This is a genomic window from Halomonas sp. A020, from assembly GCF_027943625.1.
Classification (GTDB): domain Bacteria; phylum Pseudomonadota; class Gammaproteobacteria; order Pseudomonadales; family Halomonadaceae; genus Vreelandella; species Vreelandella piezotolerans.
Genome location: NZ_AP022850.1, coordinates 2,605,857 through 2,625,618 on the forward strand (window position 1 = coordinate 2,605,857; position 19,762 = coordinate 2,625,618).

The following is a 19,762-nucleotide window of genomic DNA, read 5'->3' on the forward strand; positions in this document are numbered from 1 at the left end:
TCGCGTTAGCGGCTGGCCTGTTTGATGCAGGAGAGCAGGGCTTGCAGCGGGTGGGGCAGGGTTTGCGCCGAGTAGCGCTTTACTTGGCTGCGGCAGGAGTAGCCGGTGGCCAGTAGCTTGCCGCTGTTCTCTTCGGCTTCGACCTGGGGCTGCCACGACTGAGCGTAGATCGTTTTGGAGGTGGCGACGTTACGGGTCTCATGGCCGTAGGTGCCGGACATACCGCAGCAGCCCGTGGTGGCCAGCTCCAACTGCAATCCAAAGGCGGCAAACACCTGCTGCCACGCTTTCGGGCTGCCCGGTGCGTTGGTTTTTTCGGTGCAGTGGGAGAGTAGCTTAAAGCCTGGGTCTTCGAGCGTGAGCTTGTTGGTGGCGAGGGTGTTGACGCGGGTCGCCAGCCACTCCTGAAGCATCAGTACGTTCGGCACTTGCTCAGGGCCCAACGCTTTGACGTACTCCTGGCGGTAGGTGAGCGTCATGGCAGGGTCGATGCCCACCATGGGCACCTCGAACTCGCTGAGTGCGCGAAGGCGTTTGTCTTGCTTTTCTGCCGTGCGCTCGAAGGCACCCAAAAAGCCCTGTACGTGCAGCGGCTTGCCGTTGGCGGAAAACGGCATGACGAACACGCGCAGGTTCAGCCGCGATAGCAGCTCTACCACGTCCATCACCAGCTTGGCTTCGAAATAAGTGGTGAAAGCGTCTTGCACGATCACGACGCTGTTGGCTCGCTGCTGCTCGGTGAGGAGCGCAAGCGATGTGGGCGTGGCTTCCGCCACGCCCCAGGCACGCAGCTGTTTTTTCACGCTGGCGCGAGAGAGCGCGGGGGAGTCGCTAATACCGAGCCCTTTTTGCATCAGCTGCTCGACCCAACGCTGGCCAAGGGCGGCGTTATAGAGCGGAGCGATCTTGGTCAACGCAGGCAACATGAATTCGGTGCCGCCAATCACGTAGTCGCGCAGCGGGCGCAGGTAGCGGCCGTGATACACCTCTAAAAACTGCGAGCGGAACTGCGGCACGTTGACTTTGATCGGGCACTGGCCCGCGCAGGATTTGCACGCCAAGCAGCCCGCCATGGCGTCGTACACCTCATGGGAGTAGTCGTGTTGCTGCTGGCGGCTAAGGGTGTTCATCACCCGCTTGGGGAAGCTTTTGATGAAGCCCCAGGTGCGCTCCTGCTTTTTCTTACGCGACTCTTCCACCACGTCGACGCCCGCTTGCGACTGCAGGCGTAGCCACTCGCGTATCAAGCTGGCGCGGCCTTTAGGAGAGTGGCGGCGGTCGCGGGTGGCTTTCCACGAGGGGCACATGGGGTCGTCCACATCGTAGTTGTAGCAAGCGCCGTTGCCGTTGCAGTACACCGCCGCGTCGTAGGCCTGCCAGGCCCGCTCGTCGATGGTGCGGTCGAGTTGGCCGCGCATAGGCACGCCGTCGATGGTGAGCAGTTCCGGGTCGCTCTCTTTCGCAATCAGCATGGCGCTTTCGGAAGGTGACGCGATCTTGCCGGGGTTGAGCTGGTTGTGCGGATCGAAGGCCGCCTTGACCTGCTGCAGGTAGGGGTAAAGTTCGCCGAAGAACTTGGGGCCGTATTCGGAGCGCACGCCTTTGCCGTGTTCGCCCCACAGTAGCCCCCCGTACTTCTGGGTGAGGGCGGCGACTTCATCGGAGATCTCGCGAATCAGCGCTTCCTGGGCCGGGTCTTTCATGTCCAGCGCCGGGCGCACGTGCAGCACCCCCGCATCCACATGGCCGAACATGCCGTAGGAGAGCTTGCGTGCATCCAGCGCGGCGCGGAACTCGGTAATGAAATCCGCCAGGTGCTCCGGCGGGACGGCGGTGTCCTCCACGAACGGCAGCGGGCGTTTCTCCCCCTGAACGTTACCCAGCAGGCCCACCGAGCGTTTGCGCATGGCGTAGACTTTTTGGATCTGCGGACGGCCTTCCGCCAGGGTGTAGCCCAGCCGCTCCACAGTGGCATCCTGGCTCAGGTGCTGGGTAAAGGCCGCTACACGCGCCGCGAGCCGTTCGGGGTCATCATCGTTGAACTCGATCAGGTTGATGCCTTGAATGGGCGTGCTGCCTGCGGGAAAAAATTCCGCCACGCTGTCCCAAACGAAGTCGTCCATCGCCAGCTGTAGGACGGTGTCGTCTACCGTTTCTATGGAGGTGGGCTTGGCGCTGCTGGCCATCAGCGCCTTGGCATCCCGCAGGGCATCCATGAAGCTTGGATAGCGCACGTTGACGAGCGTAGAGTGCTTGGGGATTGGCAGTACGTTGAGCACGGCTTCGTTCAAAAAGCCCAGCGAGCCCTCCGAACCGCACAGCAGGCTGTTCAGGTTGAGCCGCCCATCTTCGCGCAGGTGGGCCAAGTCGTAGCCGGTGAGGCAGCGGTTGAGCGGCGGGAAGGTCGCCTCGATCAATTCACGCTGCTGGTCGATGATCGTCGCGGCAGTGCGGTGTACCTTGCCGAGCACACCCGCTTGGGCCAGCGCCTGCTGCTCCTCATCGGCGCTCAGCGGGCGGCTGTGTAAATGCTGCCCGCCGAGCAGAACCGTATCCAGCTCCAGCACGTGGTGGCGGGTTTTGCCGTACTGGCAGCTCCCTTGGCCGCTGGCATCGGTGGAAATCATGCCGCCAATGGTGGCGCGATTCGAGGTCGAGAGCTCCGGGGCGAAAAACAGCCCGTGGGGTTTCAGCGCGGCGTTGAGCTGGTCTTTGACCACGCCCGCCTGTACCCGCACCCGGCGGGCTTTCACATCGATCTCAAGAATTTGGTTCATGTGGCGGGAGACATCCACCACGATGCCGTCGGTCAGCGACTGGCCGTTGGTGCCGGTGCCGCCGCCCCGGGGTGTCAGCACGATATCCCGGTGGGGCAGCTCGCAGGCCAGCTTGGCGAGACGCTCCAGGTCCTCGGCATGCTTGGGAAACACCGCTGCTTGGGGCAGGCGCTGATAAATCGAGTTATCCGTAGCCAGCACGGTGCGGTGGGCGTAATCCGGCGCGATGTCACCTTCGAAACCGCGGGCACGCAGAGCGTCGAGAAAACGCACGTAGTGGCTGCCAAGGCGTTCGAAAGGGGCCGTGCGAGAGTCCAGGGATGCAATCATAGGAGGTTGAGCCGTCACTGCTGGAAGCGGATAAGGGATAAGCGCTACTTTACCGCAGCTACCGTAGCGGTGCATCTCGATAGCCGGACTCAGTCGCTGCCGAGAGCCTCTTTGACGAGTGCTGAACAGGTATCGTTCATGGGCAGCGTCAGGGCCAGTGCGTGCGCCTGCGGCGACATCTTACCCCAGGTCTTTTGCACGATGCGCACCATGTGATCGTGCTCTACCTTGCGGGAGAAGTCCGCAAAGTAGTTTTCCAAGAACACCAAACAGGCACAGTCTTCCAGGGCTTGCACATCGCTATCGCGCCCCAGGCCCTGCTTGCGGATCATGCTGGCGACGCGCTTGGCCTCCTCTTGGAAGTAGCCCGCTTCTTCCATGATCGCTGCCGTGGTATCGCCTGCTCGAGCGCTCTGGTCGCGTCGCCAAGTCAAATAGCCAATACGGCCTTCCGGATAATCGCTACGCGGCAGCTTCCAACGCTGCAGATGCTGCGCGCGCACGGCAATGCCCAATAGGTCGCTGGGCGTCTCCTGGAGTCGCTCTAGCCACCGGCTCATACGCTGGGCATAGGCCAGCTCTTGGGGCTGGGCAGTGCCATCCGAGAGGGTGGTCGTCTGGGGATCTTGGGCGTGCAGCGCGTCGAGGGCGGCAAGGGTCTTGTCAAAAGCGGACGACATGGCGGGCTCGCTTGGAGGGAGTGGAATGGAGGTATCCTAGCAGCTTGTCGGCCACGATAAAAAACGCCCGCTGCCAGGGGCAGCGGGCGCGCTAGGGTCAGAAAGCCGATGTCAAGAACGGCTGGTATTGTAAATCTCTTCGTTGAGCTCACCTTCGCTTTTACCCACCAGCGTGGTGACCATCAAATCACCGGCCACGTTCACGCTGGTGCGTGCCATGTCTAGAATGCGGTCGATCCCCGCTACCACGGCAATGGCTTCCAGAGGCAGGCCAATTTGCGCCATGACGATGGAGAGCATGATCAGCCCCGCACCGGGCACGCCCGCCGTGCCAATCGAAGCCAGTGTGCCGGTAGCAACGATCATGGCGTAATCCATCATGCTCAGGTCGGTGCCGGTCATCTGGGCAATGAACAGCACCACCACACCTTGGTAGAGCGCAGTGCCGTCCATGTTGATGGTGGCGCCCACGGGCAGGACGAAGCCCGATACCCCTTCCGATACGCCCAGGTTTTTCTGCGCACAGCGAATCGATACGGGCAGGGTGCCCGCAGAGGAAGCAGAGGAGAAAGCGACGACAATGGCGTCCAGGCTGCCTTTCAGGTAGCGCACGGGATTCAAACGACCCAGCAGGGAGATAAAACCTGAGTAAATCACCAGAACATGCAGAATGCTGGCTACATAGACCACGCCAATTAGCTTGGCGAGCGGCAGCAGGATCTCCAGGCCGTACTGACCCGAGACGTGGGCAATCAAGCCAAAGACCCCGAACGGGGCGAACGCCATCACCAAGCCGGTGAGTTTGTACATGGCCTCTGCGAAGCTATCGAAAACCTTCATGACCGGTTCGCTTTTCTCGCCGATCAGCGTCAGCGAGATTCCCAGCCCAATGGCAAACACGATGATCTGCATGATGTTGCCGTTCGCCAAGGCATCCAGCGGGTTGCGCGGCACGAGGTTGACCAGGATGGAGACCAGAGAGGGCGCTTCGTTGGCCGATACCTCGGCATCGAAGCTCAGCCCCACGCCTACCCCAGGCTGCAAAAGCGTCGAGAGCACGAGGCCAATGGTGATCGCGAAGGCGGTGGTCACCAAATAAAGCGTTATCGTACGAGCGCCGATTCGGCCCATCTTTTGCGGGTCGCGCATTGAAGTAATGCCGACCACCAGGGTAGAAAAGACCAGCGGTACGATCAGCATCATGATGGCGTTGATGAAGATATCGCCCAGCGGTTTGAAGATGCTGGCGGTTTCACCGAGCAGCGCTCCTGCCACTACCCCGAGGGCCAAGCCCGCCAGTATTTTTTTCCACAGGGCAATGCGACGCCACCATCCCCATGCTCCTTTCGGTGCGGTTTCCTGCACGTTGTTTCTCCTTTTTTAGATCCGTTGTTAGTGGTTCTTGCTGACGAAGGGCGGGCACTCTATCACTTTTGCCTAATGATCGGGGATGGGTATGTAAATTGTTCATAGCGCATACCGGCGCTTTACCTAGTGGTTGTGGTGGCCATGCCCCATAGCCCCTTGTCTCGCTTTTGCCTACAATAGGCCCCTTTGCCACGGCGTCGATGTGCCGTGTTCCACTGAATTCAGGCCAAGGGATAATCCATGCTCGATCCGAAACTGCTGCGCGGTGATCTTGATGCGACTGCGCAACGACTGGCCCGCCGGGGCTTTGAACTCGATACTGCAGCGCTTAAGGCGCTAGAGTCGCGTCGTCGTGAACTGCAAACTCAGACCGAGCAACTGCAGAACGAGCGCAATATGCGCTCTAAGGCGATTGGTAAGGCCAAGGCCAGCGGTGAAGATATTCAACCGCTGCTGGATGAAGTCAGCGATTTAGGCGACCGCCTGGATAAAGCCAAAAAAGAATTGGCTGACGTGCAGGAGGAGTGGGACGAGGCCATCAGCGGTATCCCCAACCTGCCCCACGAAAGCGTGCCGGAAGGCAAGAGTGAGGACGATAACGTCGAGCTGCACCGCTGGGGAGCGCCGCGAGAGTTCGATTTCGACGTGCTGGATCACGTGGATTTGGGCAAGAAGTCTGGTTATCTCGATTTCGAGCTGGCGGCCAAGCTGACCGGCGCGCGCTTTGCAGTGATGCGCGGGCCCGTTGCGCGACTGCATCGTGCGTTGGCGCAGTTTATGCTCGATACGCAAACCCAGCAGCACGGCTATGAAGAGTGCTATGTGCCTTACATGGTCAACCGCGATTCGCTGATGGGCACGGGTCAGCTGCCCAAGTTTGGCGAGGATCTCTTCAAGCTGAACGATGAGCGGGAGTACCACTTAATTCCCACCTCTGAAGTGCCGCTGACCAACTTCGTGCGTGATGAGATCGTCGAGCTGGCCGCACTGCCGATGAAGCTCACGGCGCATACACCATGTTTCCGTTCGGAAGCTGGCGCTTATGGACGCGATACGCGCGGCATGATTCGTCAACACCAGTTCGACAAAGTCGAAATGGTACAGATCGTGGAGCCGGAGAAGAGCTACGACGCGTTGGAAGAGATGCGTGGGCATGCAGAAGCCATTCTGCAGGCACTCGAGTTGCCGTATCGCGTAGTGACGTTATGTACCGGCGACATGGGATTCGGCGCAGCGAAAACCTACGATCTGGAAGTGTGGCTGCCAAGCCAAAACACCTACCGGGAAATCTCGTCTGTCTCTAACTGCGAGGACTTCCAGGCGCGCCGGATGCAAGCGCGTTACCGTCATCCAGATGTCAAAAAGCCGCAGTTACTGCATACGCTCAACGGCTCTGGCCTTGCGGTAGGGCGCTGCCTGCTGGCGGTGCTCGAAAACCACCAGCAGGCAGATGGATCGATTACTGTTCCGGCTCCCCTGCAACCCTACCTGGGCGGCCTCGAGCGTCTTGTCCTCTAAGCGCCCACTCGACGTTTACCCCGGCATCGATGCGAATGGTGCCGGGGCGGTAGTCACTGGCGGCACCGCCGCCGACTGTGTCACTTTCGGCGCGCATGGCCATCATCCGGGGCTGGAAAATGGGCGATTGCGTCTCTTCGATACGCTGAACGGGGCCAAGCGTGACGTTGAGGGTGCTCGCCATGAGGTCGGCTTTATGGCGGGCTTTTTCCAGCGCCTTGGTCAATGCCTCGTCGGTAGCTGCTTCCCGGTCTTGTAGATCGAACTGCACGCCATCCAACGCATTGACGCCAGCGCCAATCAGCGCGTCCAGCACATCGCCTAATTGGTCTATATTAGTTAGCTCGACGCTGAAGGGACGCTCCAAACGGGTGCGCATCAGCGGTTCCTGCTCGCCATTTTCGTTGTGCGGTCCTGCAACGTGCTCAGGGTAAACGTTCAATGAGCCGGCGTGGATCGCACGCTGCTCGATGCCCAGTGATTCCATGGCGGTGATGAGTTCACTGGCACGCTCTTCGAGGCGTTCACGAGCGCTGCCAAGCGCGGCGCTGTCCGTCTCTTCGAGGGTGGACACTGCCGGCGTGTTTTCCCAAAGGCGAGCAGAGAGCGTGGCCTTGTCGGGTTCGACCTCTACCCACGACTGTGCCTGGACGCTGAGGCTGGGGGGCGCGGGTGGTGCCGCTTGTGCACTAGGGGCTGCCAAAAGGGCCAGTAACGCGCCGGCCAGCACGCCATGACGAAGCCGTTTCAACGAGTGTGTTGCTGTTTTCATCGGTCACTTCCTTGCTGAGAGAGCCAATACGTTGTGTGCGCTAAATAGCGTGAGATGTCGCTGCTTTGAAGGGGGCGTGGACATAAAGTTCACAGGCTAAGCGAAAACGAAAAGCGGTTGCTGAATGTTTGCATGGTTTGTGCAACGTCATCTAAACGACCATCATGTATGGATAACATGCTAAGGAAAGGGCTATGTCGAAGTTGTCGGATGAGGATTATCGAAGTATTCCCCTCAACGCCACCCTGGCGATTGCTGCGCTAGTCGTGATCATCGCGGGTATGAAAATAGGTGCCGATTTATTGGTGCCGCTGCTGCTGGCGGTATTCATCGCCGTGGTGTGTACCTCTCCCGTTCAGTGGCTGCATCACTGCGGCCTGAGTCGACGAATGTCGGCGCTGATTACGCTACTGGTGTTGATGGGCTTTCTTTCCCTGATCGGTTTACTGGTCGTGAACAGTTTCAGTACGTTCATCGAGGCGCTGCCGGATATCGAGTCAAGGCTTTACGAGCACTATTGGGATCTTCTCAATACGCTGGCCTCCCACGGGCTGGCCATCGATCCTGATCAGCTCAGTTCGATGTTCGCCATGGAAGATGACGGTTCTTGGGTCGCTACGCTTCTGGGCGAGCTGGGTTCGCTGTTCATGCAGGGCAGTATCGTTGCACTGCTGGTGATCTTCATGCTGTTCGAAACACTGCACTTCCGCGATAAAGTGTCGCGCGCGCTAGAGAATCCGGCGCCGAGCCTCAAACGGTTCAGCGAGTTCAGTGTGACGTTAAAGCGCTATTTGGCGGTGAAGACCGTGATTAGTTTGGCGACCGGCGTGCTGGTGTGGCTCTCATGCCTCATGGTGGGCGTAGAATTTCCGCTGCTCTGGGGGGTGCTGGCCTTTGCGCTCAACTTCATTCCCAATATCGGTTCCGCGCTCGCGGCCATTCCGCCGGTGCTGTTGCTCTTGGTCTCTCAGGATGGCGGTTTACTTCAGGCATTCTTATTGGCTTCAGCGTATCTTGTCATCAACTTCATTTTGGGAAACTTGATCGAGCCACGAGTGATGGGCCAAGCGCTGGGATTATCCACGTTCGTGGCGTTTCTCTCGCTAGTGGTGTGGGGTTGGATCTTTGGTGCGGCGGGTATGTTGCTGTCGGTGGTGCTCACTATGACGCTGAAAATCGCGTTGGATAGCCATCCACAAACGCGCTGGATCGCTCACTTGTTAGGACCTGGCAGGCAACGGAACGTGCAGGTAAGGCGACCTGGCGATGCGCGTCGTCCACCCTGGCGACGAGGTGTATGGTCGAAGCGTGAATAAGGCGGAGAAGGAGAAGAGGAAGCGTCGTTACCGCTGGCCATGCCAGCGGTAACGTGAACGGCTTAAGCGTTCTGGTCGATGAACTGCGTCAACTGAGACTTGGACTGCGCACCTACTAGAGAAGCGACCTTGGTGCCCGACTTGAACAACATGACGGTGGGGACGCCGCGAACACCTTGCTCGGCAGCGATTTCCGGGGCATCGTCAACGTTCACGCTGACGACTTTCAAGTTGTCGCCACGCTCGGCGGCCACTTCATCGACAACAGGCGCCATGACTTTACATGGGCCGCACCAGGGGGCCCAGAATTTCAGCAGGACAGGCTGTTCGGCGTTGAGGACTTCTTGCTCGAAATTGGCGTTGGTGACATCAACATTATTAGCCATTTGCTTCTCCCGTTTGCGTTGCTCTTGCTGTTTCGTTGCCTCAAATGGAGCAACGGTCATTACGCGATATATTAGCGCACTTTCACCGCGCCAAGTTGCCAGATGTTAGCGGGCGAGAAGGGTGCTGGCAAATTCCTGATACGATTCAGCCTTAAATAGAAAAAATTAATAGATGCTCATAGGCGCTATTTTTTATACTATAAGGGAATTATGAGGCGTTTTTTTATTCAAAAATGTGCTCATTGAAGCACGGTTATCGGGTGCTTGGCCAAGCACGGAGTCGCAGCACGAGGATGCGCTATGACGTGCTTACGGCATAGACAATAAGGTGAGGATATGAAGCTACAGCAACTTCGCTATATTTGGGAAGTCAATCGACACAACCTCAATGTCTCGGCGACAGCTCAAAGTTTATTTACTTCCCAGCCGGGCATTTCCAAACAGATTCGCCTGCTGGAAGATGAGCTCGGTGTCGAGATTTTTGCTCGGAGCGGAAAACACCTCACCCGTGTCACGCCTGCCGGACAGTCGATCATCGAATTGGCGGGGCAGGTGCTCAAACTCACCGAAAACATCAAGCAAGTAGCGCAAGAGCACAGCGATGAGCGTCGCGGTAGCCTGGCGATTGCCACCACACATACACAAGCGCGCTATGCGCTGCCACCGATCATCAGCGAATTCACGCTGAAGTATCCTGAAGTGGCGCTGCACATGCAGCAGGGCACGCCCAAACAAATTGCTCAAATGGTCAGCGAAGGGCAGGCGGACTTTGCCATTGCCACGGAGTCATTGGAGTTATTCACCGACCTAGTGTTGCTGCCCTGCTATCGTTGGAATCGCTGTGTGCTGGTGCCTAAGGAGCACCCGCTGGCCACCCTCGACGGACCCTTGACCCTGGACGCATTGGCCGAACACCCGCTAGTGACGTACGTGTTTGGTTTTACCGGACGCTCTCAGCTCGACGATGCGTTCAAAGCCAAGGGCTTGACGCCCAATGTCGTCCTAACGGCGGCCGACGCGGACGTGATCAAAACCTACGTGCGCTTGGGAATGGGCGTGGGTATCGTCGCGCACATGGCGGTCGACCCGGCACTGGATAGTGATTTGGTCGCCCTGGATGCCCGCCATCTGTTTGCCAGTTCGACGACGAAAATCGGTATTCGGCGCGGGACCTTCATGCGTGGCTACATGTACGATTTTCTAGCGCGTTTTGCACCTCATTTGACCCGTGACCGAGTGGATGAGGCGCTAATGGCCGGGCCGCGCTTCGAACAGACGCTGTTCGAAGGCGTCGAGCTGCCAGAGTATTGATCCCAAAAAAACCTGCTTCGGAAGTTAGGCCGAAGCAGGTGAAGGGAGGCATGACGAACTTTATGTTACGTGGCGCTTTGATCCGTGCTGATCTTAGTGCTGAAGATGTAGGCCGCACTCGCGCTTCTCTTCCACCTTGGTGGGGTCGAAGTAGTCGAAGTTGTTGGGTAGATCATGTGCTTCCAGGTAGTAGTACATATCTTTGGCCGTCCACTGAAGCAGCGGCGCCACTTTCAGTAAGCCGTCGCTATTACGGCTGACGACCTGCATTTTCGCTCGCTCTGGCGTGTCTTCGGCGCGCAGGGCTGTGAACCATACGTCAGGCTTCATTTCTCGAAGCGCCCGTTCGAAAGGCTCTAGCTTCACTTCTTGCGTAAAGGCGTTGTGCCGCGGGTCATCGATGCCAGGCATTGGCCCATCCAAGGCTTCACGATGGGCGCGGGTGCGTTGGGGTAGGAAGCTGACGATGTTCAAATTCAAACGCTGAATGAGTGCGTCTGCGAACTGATAGGTCGCCTCGGTGTTATAGCCGCTATCCATCCATACGATGGGAATATCCGGACGCACCTGCGTCACCATGTGCAAAATGACGGCTTCGAAGGGGCGAAAATTGGTAGTGCAAATAGGGCGCTCACCCTGGCTGAACGCCCACTCGATAAGCCCTTGCGGGTCGTTGGCGAAATCGCGATTGATCTGTTCGAGCGTTGAGGACATGCGGCCTCCTATGTGAAAAAGCGTGCAATGTCTCTAGGCTACCAAAAGCGAAGGACTTCTCCCCAATACCGTTTGGTTAGGCTTTTATATTTCTTTTGGATTTAAAAAAGTAGTTTGTTTATTCCAAGGCGCCAATCAAATGACGAATCTTGTCCAATGTCTCGGTGTACTCTTCCTCGGCTTGTGAATCTGCCACCAACCCGCCGCCGCCCCACACGTGGAGAGCGCCATCGTCAGCCACCATTGTGCGTATGGCAATCGACGTATCCATGCTGCCGCGCACGTCGATATAGCCCAAGCTGCCGCAATAGACGCTGCGCTGGCAGGGCTCCAGTTCATCGATTATTTGCATTGCCCGTATTTTGGGTGCGCCGGTAATCGAGCCGCCGGGAAACGCTGCCGTGAGCAATGAAAGCGGTGAGTGTTGGGACGCCAGTTGGCCTTGCACCACGCTGACTAAGTGATGGACGTTGGGATAGCTCTCTAACTGGCATAGCTGCGGCACGCGAATGGAGCCGGGGACACAAACGCGACCCAAATCATTGCGCAGCAAATCCACGATCATCACGTTCTCTGCACGGTCTTTGGTGCTGCTGAGCAAATCATTCGCCAGGGCACGGTCCTGGTCGGGCGTTTTGCCTCGTGGCCGTGTGCCTTTGATGGGGCGTGTTTCCACTAAGCCGTCACGGCTTTGAATGAAGCGCTCGGGAGAGAGCGATAGCACAGCCTGATGACCCCAGGCCATAAAACCAGAAAATGGCGTGGGGGTTGCTTTACGCAACTGAAGATACGCTTGCCACTCATCGCCTTCGTAATGCGCTGTAAAACGTTGGGCGAGGTTAATTTGATAACAGTCCCCAGCACGAATGTAGCGCTGAACGGCATCGAAACGCTCGGTGTAGGCCGCCTGAGTCAACTCCGGGGAAAATCGCTGAGTGAGCTTGAAAGGCGTTGTTGGCGTGTCGGGCGCCGCCAGCCATGCCGCTACTTGTTCACGTCGCGCCGGGCTGCCAACGAACCACGCTTGCTCTTTGACATGATCTAGTGTGATGCACCAATCAAATAGCCCCACACGTAATAACGGGAGACGAGTGGCAGCAGGGTGTTGACTGGCGATATCGGCGCGATTGCGGCCCAGGTCATAGCTCCAGTAGCCCATCAGCCCGCCCAGAAAAGGCAATTCGCTCTTTACGTTGACCGCGGGTAGCTGTTCGATCAACCACTGCTGTTGCGCGGTGACGTCCTCGGCAAGTGAGGCGGGAAGAGTGAGCATGTCAGACGACAGTCGAGTGTCGCCCTCTGGGGTCATTGTCAGCGTTGCCAGCGGATCGCTGCTGACGATGTCGAAACGGCCGGTCGTCGCTTTTGGGCGGCCGCTATCAAGCAGCACTGCGCCGGGGCGGTGCCGCAATTTGGCGAAGAGCGCCAAAGGGTCAGTAGAGTAGGGCAGGGCTGAAATCGTCAACGCCGTTGTCATGAAGCAAACGCCAAGCCAGTGGGGGGCGACGTATTTTAGAGGCCGTAACCTCATGACACCAGTATGGCCGTCGACGCCTTTCTCACGCAGCAAACTCCATTCAGGATAGGGCATCGCTGATTGTTGACATTGGTCGGGCGGTGAAGAAAGGACTTGCAACGAAAGGTGAACTAAAACGGCCTTTTTGCATGGTTGACGAGGGAAATGCGGCGGGCTAAAGTTCTTTTATTCCCTAATTGTCGACAATTCCCCATGACGTTACTTGCAACTACTTCCTCGACCTCCCATGACGGCTCTGCTGAACCGGTGTCGCCAGAGGTGCGTACGCTCGCGGAGCGCGTGTTTCATCAGTTACAGAGCGATATCGTACGTGGCGAATTGGCACCGGGCAGCAAAATTACCGAGCCTGGGCTCTCTAAAACTTACGGTATCTCACGTGGGCCGCTGCGAGAAGCCATGCGTCGTTTGGAGGCGCACCGCTTGATCGAGCGAGTGCCCCATGTGGGCGCACGGGTGGTCAAACTCTCCATGAAAGAGCTGCTGGAGCTTTTCGACGTGCGTGAAGCTCTGGAGAGCATGGCGGCTCGGTTGGCGGCGGAGCACATGTCGGCCGAGGAGATTCAAGGACTGCGCGACGTGTTGGCGCTCCATGAAAGACAGGGTGACCTGAAGCGTGGTGAAGCTTACTACCAGCGTGAAGGCGACCTGGATTTCCACTATCGCATCGTTCAGGGCAGTCACAACAAAATGCTCATGAACTTGCTGTGCGACGACCTTTATTATCTCGTGCGTCTTTATCGCACGCAGTTTAGCGCCAGCGGCACACGGCCGCAGCGGGCATTCGTCGAGCACCATCGCATCGTCGATGCCATTGAGGCGGGCGATGCCGAGCTGGCCGAACTGCTAATGCGCCGTCATGTCAGCGCCTCCCGCGCCAATGTCGCCGACCGCTACGCCGCGATTCTTGAGCAATCGCCTGCGGCAAGCGTACCGGCGTCTACAAAGAACGAACAACAAGCCACAACAACGTCTGATTAGGAGCTTACGCCCATGCCGTCATCATCACCCTCGTCAACCCCTGGAGCACGCTTTCGTGCCGCGCTGAATGCCAACCAGCCGCTACCCATTCTAGGTACCATCAACGCCTATACGGCCATGATGGCCGAACGGGTGGGGCATCATGCTATTTATCTGTCCGGTGGCGGCGTGGCGAACGCCTCGTTTGGTTTGCCAGATTTGGGCATGACGACCATGAACGATGTGGTGGAAGACGCTCACCGGATTTGCGGCGCGACGGACTTACCACTGCTGGTGGATATCGATACCGGCTGGGGCGGTGCGTTCAACATTGCCCGCACGGTCAAAGAGATGCAGCGTGCGGGCGTGGCCGCCGTTCACCTGGAAGATCAGGTAGCGCAAAAACGCTGTGGCCATCGCCCCAACAAAGCCATCGTGTCGCAGCAAGAGATGGTCGACCGCATCAAAGCCGCTGCGGATGCCAAGTTGGACTCTGATTTTTATCTCATTGCTCGCACCGACGCATTCCAAAAAGAGGGCCTAGATGCTGCCATCGAGCGGGCAAATGCCTGCGTAGAGGCAGGTGCAGACGCTATCTTTGCCGAGGCAGTGCATACGCTGGACGACTACAAGGCATTCTGCCAGCGAGTGAACGCCCCCATTCTGGCCAACATTACCGAATTCGGCGCGACGCCGCTGTTTAGTCAGCAGGAGCTGGGCGATGTGGGCTGCCGCATGGTGCTCTACCCGCTCTCGGCTTTCCGCGCCATGAACGCCGCTGCCTTGAAGGTGTACCAGAGCATCATGACGCATGGCCATCAGCGTGAGGTCATCGACACCATGCAAACCCGCAATGAGCTGTATGACTTTTTGAATTATCACGATTTCGAGCAGAAGCTCGACGCGCTGTTTGCCGAGCAAAAAGACGCCTAAACGTTACCCCTATTGACCAACAATTCTTATAAATACGTACGTCAGGAGACATCACATGAGCGATAAACCGTTAGCAGGTGCAGGGTTACGAGGACAAAGTGCGGGGACGACGGCCCTGTGTACGGTGGGTAAAACCGGATCAGGCCTAACCTACCGCGGCTTCGATATCAAAGAACTGGCTGAAAAAGCCAAGTTCGAGGAGGTCGCTTACCTGTTGTTGAAAGGCAAGCTGCCCAACCAAGCCGAACTCGATCACTACATTGCCAAACTGAAAGGCCTTCGTAGTCTCCCCGATGCGCTGAAAACCGTGCTGGAGCAGATTCCCAAAGACGCCCACCCGATGGACGTGATGCGCACGGGTGCCTCCATGCTGGGCAACCTGGAAACCGAGGAGAGCTTCGACGAGCAGCAGGATGTCGCGGATCGCCTGTTGGCCGTACTGCCCTCGATCATTTGCTACTGGTACCGCTTCAGTCATGATGGCGTGCGTATCGACACCGACACCGATGATGCCTCGGTAGGCGGCCATTTTCTGCATATGCTACGCGGCGAGCCCGCCTCCGAACTGCATGCCCGGGTGATGAACGTTTCGCTGATTCTGTATGCCGAGCACGAGTTCAACGCCTCTACCTTCACTGCCCGAGTGTGCGCGTCGACGCTGTCCGACATGCATTCCTGCGTGACCGGTGCGATCGGTTCGCTGCGCGGCCCGTTGCACGGCGGAGCCAACGAAGCGGCCATGGCGATGATCGAGCACTGGACGTCTCCCGAAGAAGCCGAGCGGGAAATGCTGGGTATGCTGGAGCGTAAAGAGAAGATCATGGGTTTTGGCCATGCGATCTATCGGGAGTCGGATCCGCGTAATGCCATTATCAAAGAGTGGTCGAAGAAGCTGGCGGATGATGTTGGCGACACCGTGCTCTATCCGGTGTCCGTTCGCTGTGAGGAGGTGATGTGGCGTGAGAAGAAACTGTTCTGCAACGCCGATTTCTTCCATGCCAGCGCCTACCACTTCATGGATATTCCTACCAAGCTGTTCACGCCGATTTTCGTCATGTCACGGGTGACCGGCTGGGCTGCGCACGTGTTCGAGCAGCGTGCCAATAATCGAATTATTCGCCCCAGTGCTGATTACATCGGCCCTGAGAAGAGCGAATGGGTACCCATCGAAGCGCGCGACTGATCGGTTGCGTGTGACTAAGTGAGAGGCGTTATGAACACGAATTATCGCAAGCCGCTACCGGGCGTTCTGGTAGAGGGCGAGCCGGTAGAGTTCTTCGATGCACGTCAGGCGGTCGAGGACATACAGCCCGGCGCCTATGCCACGCTGCCCTATACCTCACGGGTATTGGCCGAACAGTTGGTGCGTCGCTGCGACCCTGAGCTGCTTAGCGATGCGCTAAAACAGCTCATCGAGCGCAAGCAGGAGCTGGACTTTCCCTGGTATCCGGCGCGGGTGGTATGCCACGACATACTAGGCCAGACCGCGCTCGTGGATCTGGCGGGTCTACGTGACGCCATTGCCGAAAAAGGTGGCGACCCCGCCAAAGTGAATCCCGTGGTGCCTACCCAGCTCATCGTCGATCACTCCTTGGCGGTGGAGCACGCGGGGTTCGAGAAGGATGCCTTCGAGAAAAACCGTCAAGTGGAAGATCGTCGCAACGATGATCGCTTCCATTTCATCAACTGGACCAAGCTGGCGTTCGAGAACGTCGACGTGATTCCTCCCGGCAACGGCATCATGCACCAGATCAATCTGGAGAAGATGTCGCCAGTGGTGCAGTGCCGCCCAGATGAACAAGGGTTGCGTATTGCTTATCCCGATACCTGCGTGGGCACCGATAGCCATACGCCCATGGTCGACGCGTTAGGCGTGATCTCCGTGGGTGTGGGTGGCTTGGAAGCCGAAAGCGTCATGCTGGGGCGCGCCTCTATGATGCGCCTGCCGGACATCGTCGGTGTCGAACTCACCGGTAAGCTACAGCCGGGCGTCACCGGCACCGACATGGTGCTGGCGATTACCGAGTTTCTGCGTAAAGTGCGGGTCGTGGGCGCTTATCTGGAGTTTTATGGCGAAGGGGCCGATGCGCTGACCGTGGGCGACCGTGCCACCATCTCCAATATGACACCGGAGTACGGTGCCACGGCGGCGATGTTCTACATCGATGATCAAACCATCGAGTACCTCAAGCTCACCGGGCGCGAAGACGAACAGGTGGCGCTGGTCGAAGCGTACGCCAAGCAGACCGGCCTATGGGCCGATAGTTTGACGACGGCCGAGTACGAGCGGGTACTCCGCTTCGATCTCTCCCGCGTGGCACGCACGTTGGCGGGCCCCTCGAACCCCCACGCCCATTTGCCGACCTCGGAGCTCGCCAAGCGCGGCATTGCCATCGATTTGGATAAAGCCCGAGCCGATGAACAGGCCGGGAAAATGCCGGATGGCGCCGTCATCATTGCCGCCATCACCAGCTGCACCAACACTTCCAATCCGCGCAATATGGTCGCGGCAGGGTTGATTGCCCGCAATGCCAACCGATTGGGGCTGACGCGCAAGCCGTGGGTGAAATCGTCGCTGGCGCCCGGCTCGAAAACCGTCAAGATGTACCTGGAAGAGGCGCACTTGATGGACGAGCTGGAAAACCTCGGCTTTGGCGTCGTGGCCTATGCCTGTACGACGTGTAACGGCATGTCGGGGGCGCTGGAGCCCAGCATTCAGCAGGAGATCATCGACCGCGACTTGTACGCCACGGCGGTGCTGTCCGGTAACCGTAACTTCGATGGACGTATCCACCCCTACGCCAAACAGGCGTTCTTGGCCTCGCCGCCGCTGGTGGTGGCGTATGCCATTGCGGGCACGATCCGCTTCGATATCGAAAAAGACGTGTTGGGGTACGATCCTCAGGGGAATCCGGTCACGCTCAAAGACATCTGGCCCGACGATAGCGAAATCGACGCCATCGTAAAGTCGGCGGTGAAGCCCGAGCAATTCCGCCAAACCTATATCCCGATGTTCGACCTGGACAAGAGCGCGCGTACCAAGGTAAGCCCGCTGTACGAATGGCGGCCCCAAAGCACTTACATCCGCCGCCCGCCCTATTGGGAAGGCAACATGGCAAAAGAGCGTGGACTAAAGGGCATGCGTCCGCTAGCGATTTTGCCGGACAACATCACCACCGATCACCTGTCTCCCTCCAATGCCATCATGCTCGATAGTGCGGCGGGGGAGTATCTGCACAAGATGGGCCTGCCGGAGGAGGACTTCAACTCCTACGCCACCCACCGTGGCGACCACCTGACCGCCCAGCGGGCCACCCTGGCGAATCCAAAACTGTTCAACGAAATGGTCCACGATGAGCAGGGTAAGGTGCTGCAGGGGTCGCTGGCGCGGATCGAGCCGGAAGGCAAGGTGACTCGCATGTGGGAAGCCATCGAAACCTATATGGCACGTAAGCAGCCGCTCATCATCATTGCCGGGGCGGATTACGGGCAGGGCTCATCCCGTGACTGGGCGGCAAAAGGCGTTGCCCTTGCGGGGGTAGAGGCCATCGTCGCCGAGGGCTTTGAGCGTATTCACCGCACGAACTTGATCGGTATGGGTGTTATGCCGCTGCAGTTCGAGGAAGGGACCACGCGGAAAACCCTAGAGTTGGACGGCACGGAAGTCTTCGATGTGGAAGGCACGCCCGAACCGCGCGCCATGCTCACCCTAGTCATTCACCGCACGAGTGGCAGCACCGAGCGCGTGCCAGTGGTTTGCCGATTGGATACGGCCGAAGAAGTGACCATCTATTCTGCCGGTGGCGTGCTGCAGCGTTTTGCTCAGGACTTTTTGGAATCCTCCGTTGCCTAGTCGTCTCAGCGCGATGGTAAGGGGGTGATGAATAGCGAATAGCCTGGCTGTAGCCAGGCTATTGTTTGAGAGGTGCGTCATGGCTCATCAAGCACAAATGCGTATTCCCGCCACCTATATGCGGGGCGGCACCAGTAAAGGGGTGTTTTTCACTTTGAGTGACCTGCCCACCGCCGCTCAGGTGCCGGGTGAAGCGCGCGATAAGCTGCTACTGCGCGTGATTGGTAGCCCCGATCCTTATGAAAAACAGATTGATGGCATGGGAGGAGCTACGTCCAGCACCAGCAAAACGGTGATTCTCTCGAAGAGTGACTCGCCCGATCACGATGTGGATTACCTATTCGGCCAAGTCTCGATCGATAAACCCTTCGTGGACTGGAGCGGTAACTGCGGAAATCTATCCGCGGCGGTAGGGCCTTACGCTATCGCCAACGGCTTGGTCGATCCCGCCAAGGTGCCTCGAAACGGCATCGCGGAAGTGCGTATTTGGCAGGTCAATATTCAGAAAACCATCGTTGCCCAAGTACCCATGGCGGAGGGTGAGGTGCAAGAGACCGGTGATTTCGAGCTGGATGGCGTCACCTTTCCTGCCGCAGAAATTCCCGTCGCGTTTATGGACCCGGCGGACGGAGAGGGAGCGATTTTCCCCACCGGCAGCGTGGTCGATGACCTAGAGGTGCCGGGCGTCGGCGTGCTGAAGGCGACGTTGATCAATGCCGGTATCCCGACGGTGTTCGTCAATGCCGAAGCCGTAGGCTATACCGGCTGCGAGCTGCAAGACGCGATCAACGGCGACGCCAAGGCGCTGGCGATGTTCGAGACGATTCGCGCTCACGCGGCGGTTAAAATGGGGCTCATTCAGCGTGTGGAGGAGGCGGCTAGCCGCCAGCACACCCCGAAAGTCGCCTTTGTCGCGCCGGCCTCGAGCTATACCGCGTCAAGCGGTAAAGCCGTTCGTGTGGAGGATGTCGACCTGGTCGTGCGAGCCCTATCGATGGGTAAACTGCACCATGCCATGATGGGCACAGCGGCGGTGGCGATTGGCGCAGCCGCGGCCATTCAAGGCACGTTAGTGAACCTGGCCGCAGGAGGCATCGAGCGCGAGGCGGTCACGTTTGGGCATCCGTCAGGTACCCTTCGAGTGGGAGCAAAAGCCAGCTTGGTTGATGGCCGTTGGCAAATCGATCAAGCGTTGATGAGCCGCAGTGCCAGGGTATTGATGGAGGGTGAGGTCCGTATCCCCAGCGATACGTTCTGATCGGTAGAGGTAGTCTGCCGCCGCTGGCTATTGTCAAGCGGCGGCAGAGCAC

General features: G+C 58.3%; 15 protein-coding genes. 8 read left to right on the forward strand and 7 right to left on the reverse strand.

Features of this window, described 5'->3' with window-relative positions:
• Positions 1–5 precede the first annotated feature (5 nt).
• From FRH_RS12175 to FRH_RS12185, 3 genes are all read right to left on the reverse strand, one after another.
• Positions 6–3,107 (reverse strand): FAD-binding and (Fe-S)-binding domain-containing protein, encoded by a 3,102-nt coding sequence (locus tag FRH_RS12175; RefSeq protein ID WP_281996943.1) that lies wholly within the window; start codon positions 3,105–3,107, stop codon positions 6–8.
• Positions 3,108–3,196: 89 nt separating this feature from the next.
• A complete protein-coding gene (locus tag FRH_RS12180; RefSeq protein WP_281996944.1) occupies positions 3,197–3,787 on the reverse strand; it encodes a DUF4202 domain-containing protein in 591 nt (196 codons plus the stop codon).
• Between the two features lie 111 nt (positions 3,788–3,898).
• A complete protein-coding gene (locus FRH_RS12185) occupies positions 3,899–5,152 on the reverse strand; it encodes a dicarboxylate/amino acid:cation symporter (RefSeq protein WP_281996945.1) in 1,254 nt (417 codons plus the stop codon).
• A 243-nt stretch (positions 5,153–5,395) separates the two neighbouring features.
• On the opposite strand from FRH_RS12185, the gene serS reads away from it, so the two are divergent.
• Positions 5,396–6,673, forward strand: coding sequence for a serine--tRNA ligase (gene serS / locus FRH_RS12190; protein WP_281996946.1), 1,278 nt, complete (start codon positions 5,396–5,398; stop codon positions 6,671–6,673).
• Here the strand turns inward: serS and FRH_RS12195 are convergent.
• Positions 6,615–7,445: an SIMPL domain-containing protein gene (locus FRH_RS12195; protein ID WP_139525593.1), complete on the reverse strand. Its 831-nt coding sequence runs from the start codon at positions 7,443–7,445 to the stop codon at positions 6,615–6,617. The two genes, serS and FRH_RS12195, sit on opposite strands and share 59 nt — an antisense overlap.
• Positions 7,446–7,639: 194 nt before the next feature.
• On the opposite strand from FRH_RS12195, the gene FRH_RS12200 reads away from it, so the two are divergent.
• Positions 7,640–8,761 carry an AI-2E family transporter gene (locus FRH_RS12200; protein WP_139525594.1) on the forward strand — a complete coding sequence of 374 codons (1,122 nt, stop codon included), beginning with the start codon at positions 7,640–7,642 and terminating at the stop codon, positions 8,759–8,761.
• A 62-nt stretch (positions 8,762–8,823) separates the two neighbouring features.
• Here the strand turns inward: FRH_RS12200 and trxA are convergent, their stop codons facing one another.
• Positions 8,824–9,207 (reverse strand): thioredoxin, encoded by a 384-nt coding sequence (gene trxA / locus FRH_RS12205; RefSeq protein ID WP_009722702.1) that lies wholly within the window; start codon positions 9,205–9,207, stop codon positions 8,824–8,826.
• Positions 9,208–9,483: 276 nt separating this feature from the next.
• Here trxA and cysB point away from each other — a divergent pair, with 276 nt between their 5' ends.
• Positions 9,484–10,458 (forward strand): HTH-type transcriptional regulator CysB, encoded by a 975-nt coding sequence (gene cysB / locus FRH_RS12210; RefSeq protein WP_139525595.1) that lies wholly within the window; start codon positions 9,484–9,486, stop codon positions 10,456–10,458.
• Between the two features lie 93 nt (positions 10,459–10,551).
• On the opposite strand, the gene FRH_RS12215 is transcribed toward cysB, so the two are convergent.
• Entirely contained in the window at positions 10,552–11,172 is a 621-nt protein-coding gene (locus FRH_RS12215) for a phosphoadenosine phosphosulfate reductase family protein (RefSeq protein WP_139525596.1), read from the reverse strand.
• Positions 11,173–11,290: 118 nt separating this feature from the next.
• Entirely contained in the window at positions 11,291–12,649 is a 1,359-nt protein-coding gene (pabB, locus tag FRH_RS12220; protein WP_139525597.1) for an aminodeoxychorismate synthase component I, read from the reverse strand.
• Positions 12,650–12,901: 252 nt separating this feature from the next.
• Between pabB and FRH_RS12225 the strand changes: the two genes are divergently transcribed.
• The 5 genes from FRH_RS12225 (at position 12,902) to prpF (ending at position 19,710) form a co-directional block, all read left to right on the forward strand.
• A complete protein-coding gene (locus FRH_RS12225; RefSeq protein ID WP_139525598.1) occupies positions 12,902–13,687 on the forward strand; it encodes a GntR family transcriptional regulator in 786 nt (261 codons plus the stop codon).
• Between the two features lie 12 nt (positions 13,688–13,699).
• Entirely contained in the window at positions 13,700–14,599 is a 900-nt protein-coding gene (gene prpB / locus FRH_RS12230; protein ID WP_139525599.1) for a methylisocitrate lyase, read from the forward strand.
• 55 nt (positions 14,600–14,654) lie between these two features.
• The gene (gene prpC, locus FRH_RS12235) at positions 14,655–15,782 is read left to right on the forward strand and encodes a 2-methylcitrate synthase (protein WP_153842429.1); all 1,128 of its coding nucleotides are present in this window, start codon (positions 14,655–14,657) and stop codon (positions 15,780–15,782) included.
• A gap of 30 nt (positions 15,783–15,812) precedes the next feature.
• A complete protein-coding gene (gene acnD, locus FRH_RS12240; protein WP_281996947.1) occupies positions 15,813–18,452 on the forward strand; it encodes a Fe/S-dependent 2-methylisocitrate dehydratase AcnD in 2,640 nt (879 codons plus the stop codon).
• Between the two features lie 79 nt (positions 18,453–18,531).
• Positions 18,532–19,710, forward strand: a complete 1,179-nt coding sequence (gene prpF / locus FRH_RS12245) for a 2-methylaconitate cis-trans isomerase PrpF (RefSeq protein WP_281996948.1) — start codon at positions 18,532–18,534, stop codon at positions 19,708–19,710.
• Positions 19,711–19,762: the final 52 nt, after the last annotated feature.

Coding starts and splice junctions, on each gene's coding strand:
- acnD (WP_281996947.1), top strand. CDS start 15,813: ATGAACACGAATTATCGCAAGCCGCTACCGGGCGTTCTGGTAGAGGGC.
- trxA (WP_009722702.1), bottom strand. CDS start 9,207: ATGACCGTTGCTCCATTTGAGGCAACGAAACAGCAAGAGCAACGCAAA.
- prpF (WP_281996948.1), top strand. CDS start 18,532: ATGGCTCATCAAGCACAAATGCGTATTCCCGCCACCTATATGCGGGGC.
- FRH_RS12180 (WP_281996944.1), bottom strand. CDS start 3,787: ATGTCGTCCGCTTTTGACAAGACCCTTGCCGCCCTCGACGCGCTGCAC.
- serS (WP_281996946.1), top strand. CDS start 5,396: ATGCTCGATCCGAAACTGCTGCGCGGTGATCTTGATGCGACTGCGCAA.
- cysB (WP_139525595.1), top strand. CDS start 9,484: ATGAAGCTACAGCAACTTCGCTATATTTGGGAAGTCAATCGACACAAC.
- FRH_RS12200 (WP_139525594.1), top strand. CDS start 7,640: ATGTCGAAGTTGTCGGATGAGGATTATCGAAGTATTCCCCTCAACGCC.
- FRH_RS12215 (WP_139525596.1), bottom strand. CDS start 11,172: ATGTCCTCAACGCTCGAACAGATCAATCGCGATTTCGCCAACGACCCG.
- FRH_RS12195 (WP_139525593.1), bottom strand. CDS start 7,445: ATGAAAACAGCAACACACTCGTTGAAACGGCTTCGTCATGGCGTGCTG.
- prpB (WP_139525599.1), top strand. CDS start 13,700: ATGCCGTCATCATCACCCTCGTCAACCCCTGGAGCACGCTTTCGTGCC.
- FRH_RS12175 (WP_281996943.1), bottom strand. CDS start 3,107: ATGATTGCATCCCTGGACTCTCGCACGGCCCCTTTCGAACGCCTTGGC.
- pabB (WP_139525597.1), bottom strand. CDS start 12,649: ATGACAACGGCGTTGACGATTTCAGCCCTGCCCTACTCTACTGACCCT.
- FRH_RS12225 (WP_139525598.1), top strand. CDS start 12,902: ATGACGTTACTTGCAACTACTTCCTCGACCTCCCATGACGGCTCTGCT.
- prpC (WP_153842429.1), top strand. CDS start 14,655: ATGAGCGATAAACCGTTAGCAGGTGCAGGGTTACGAGGACAAAGTGCG.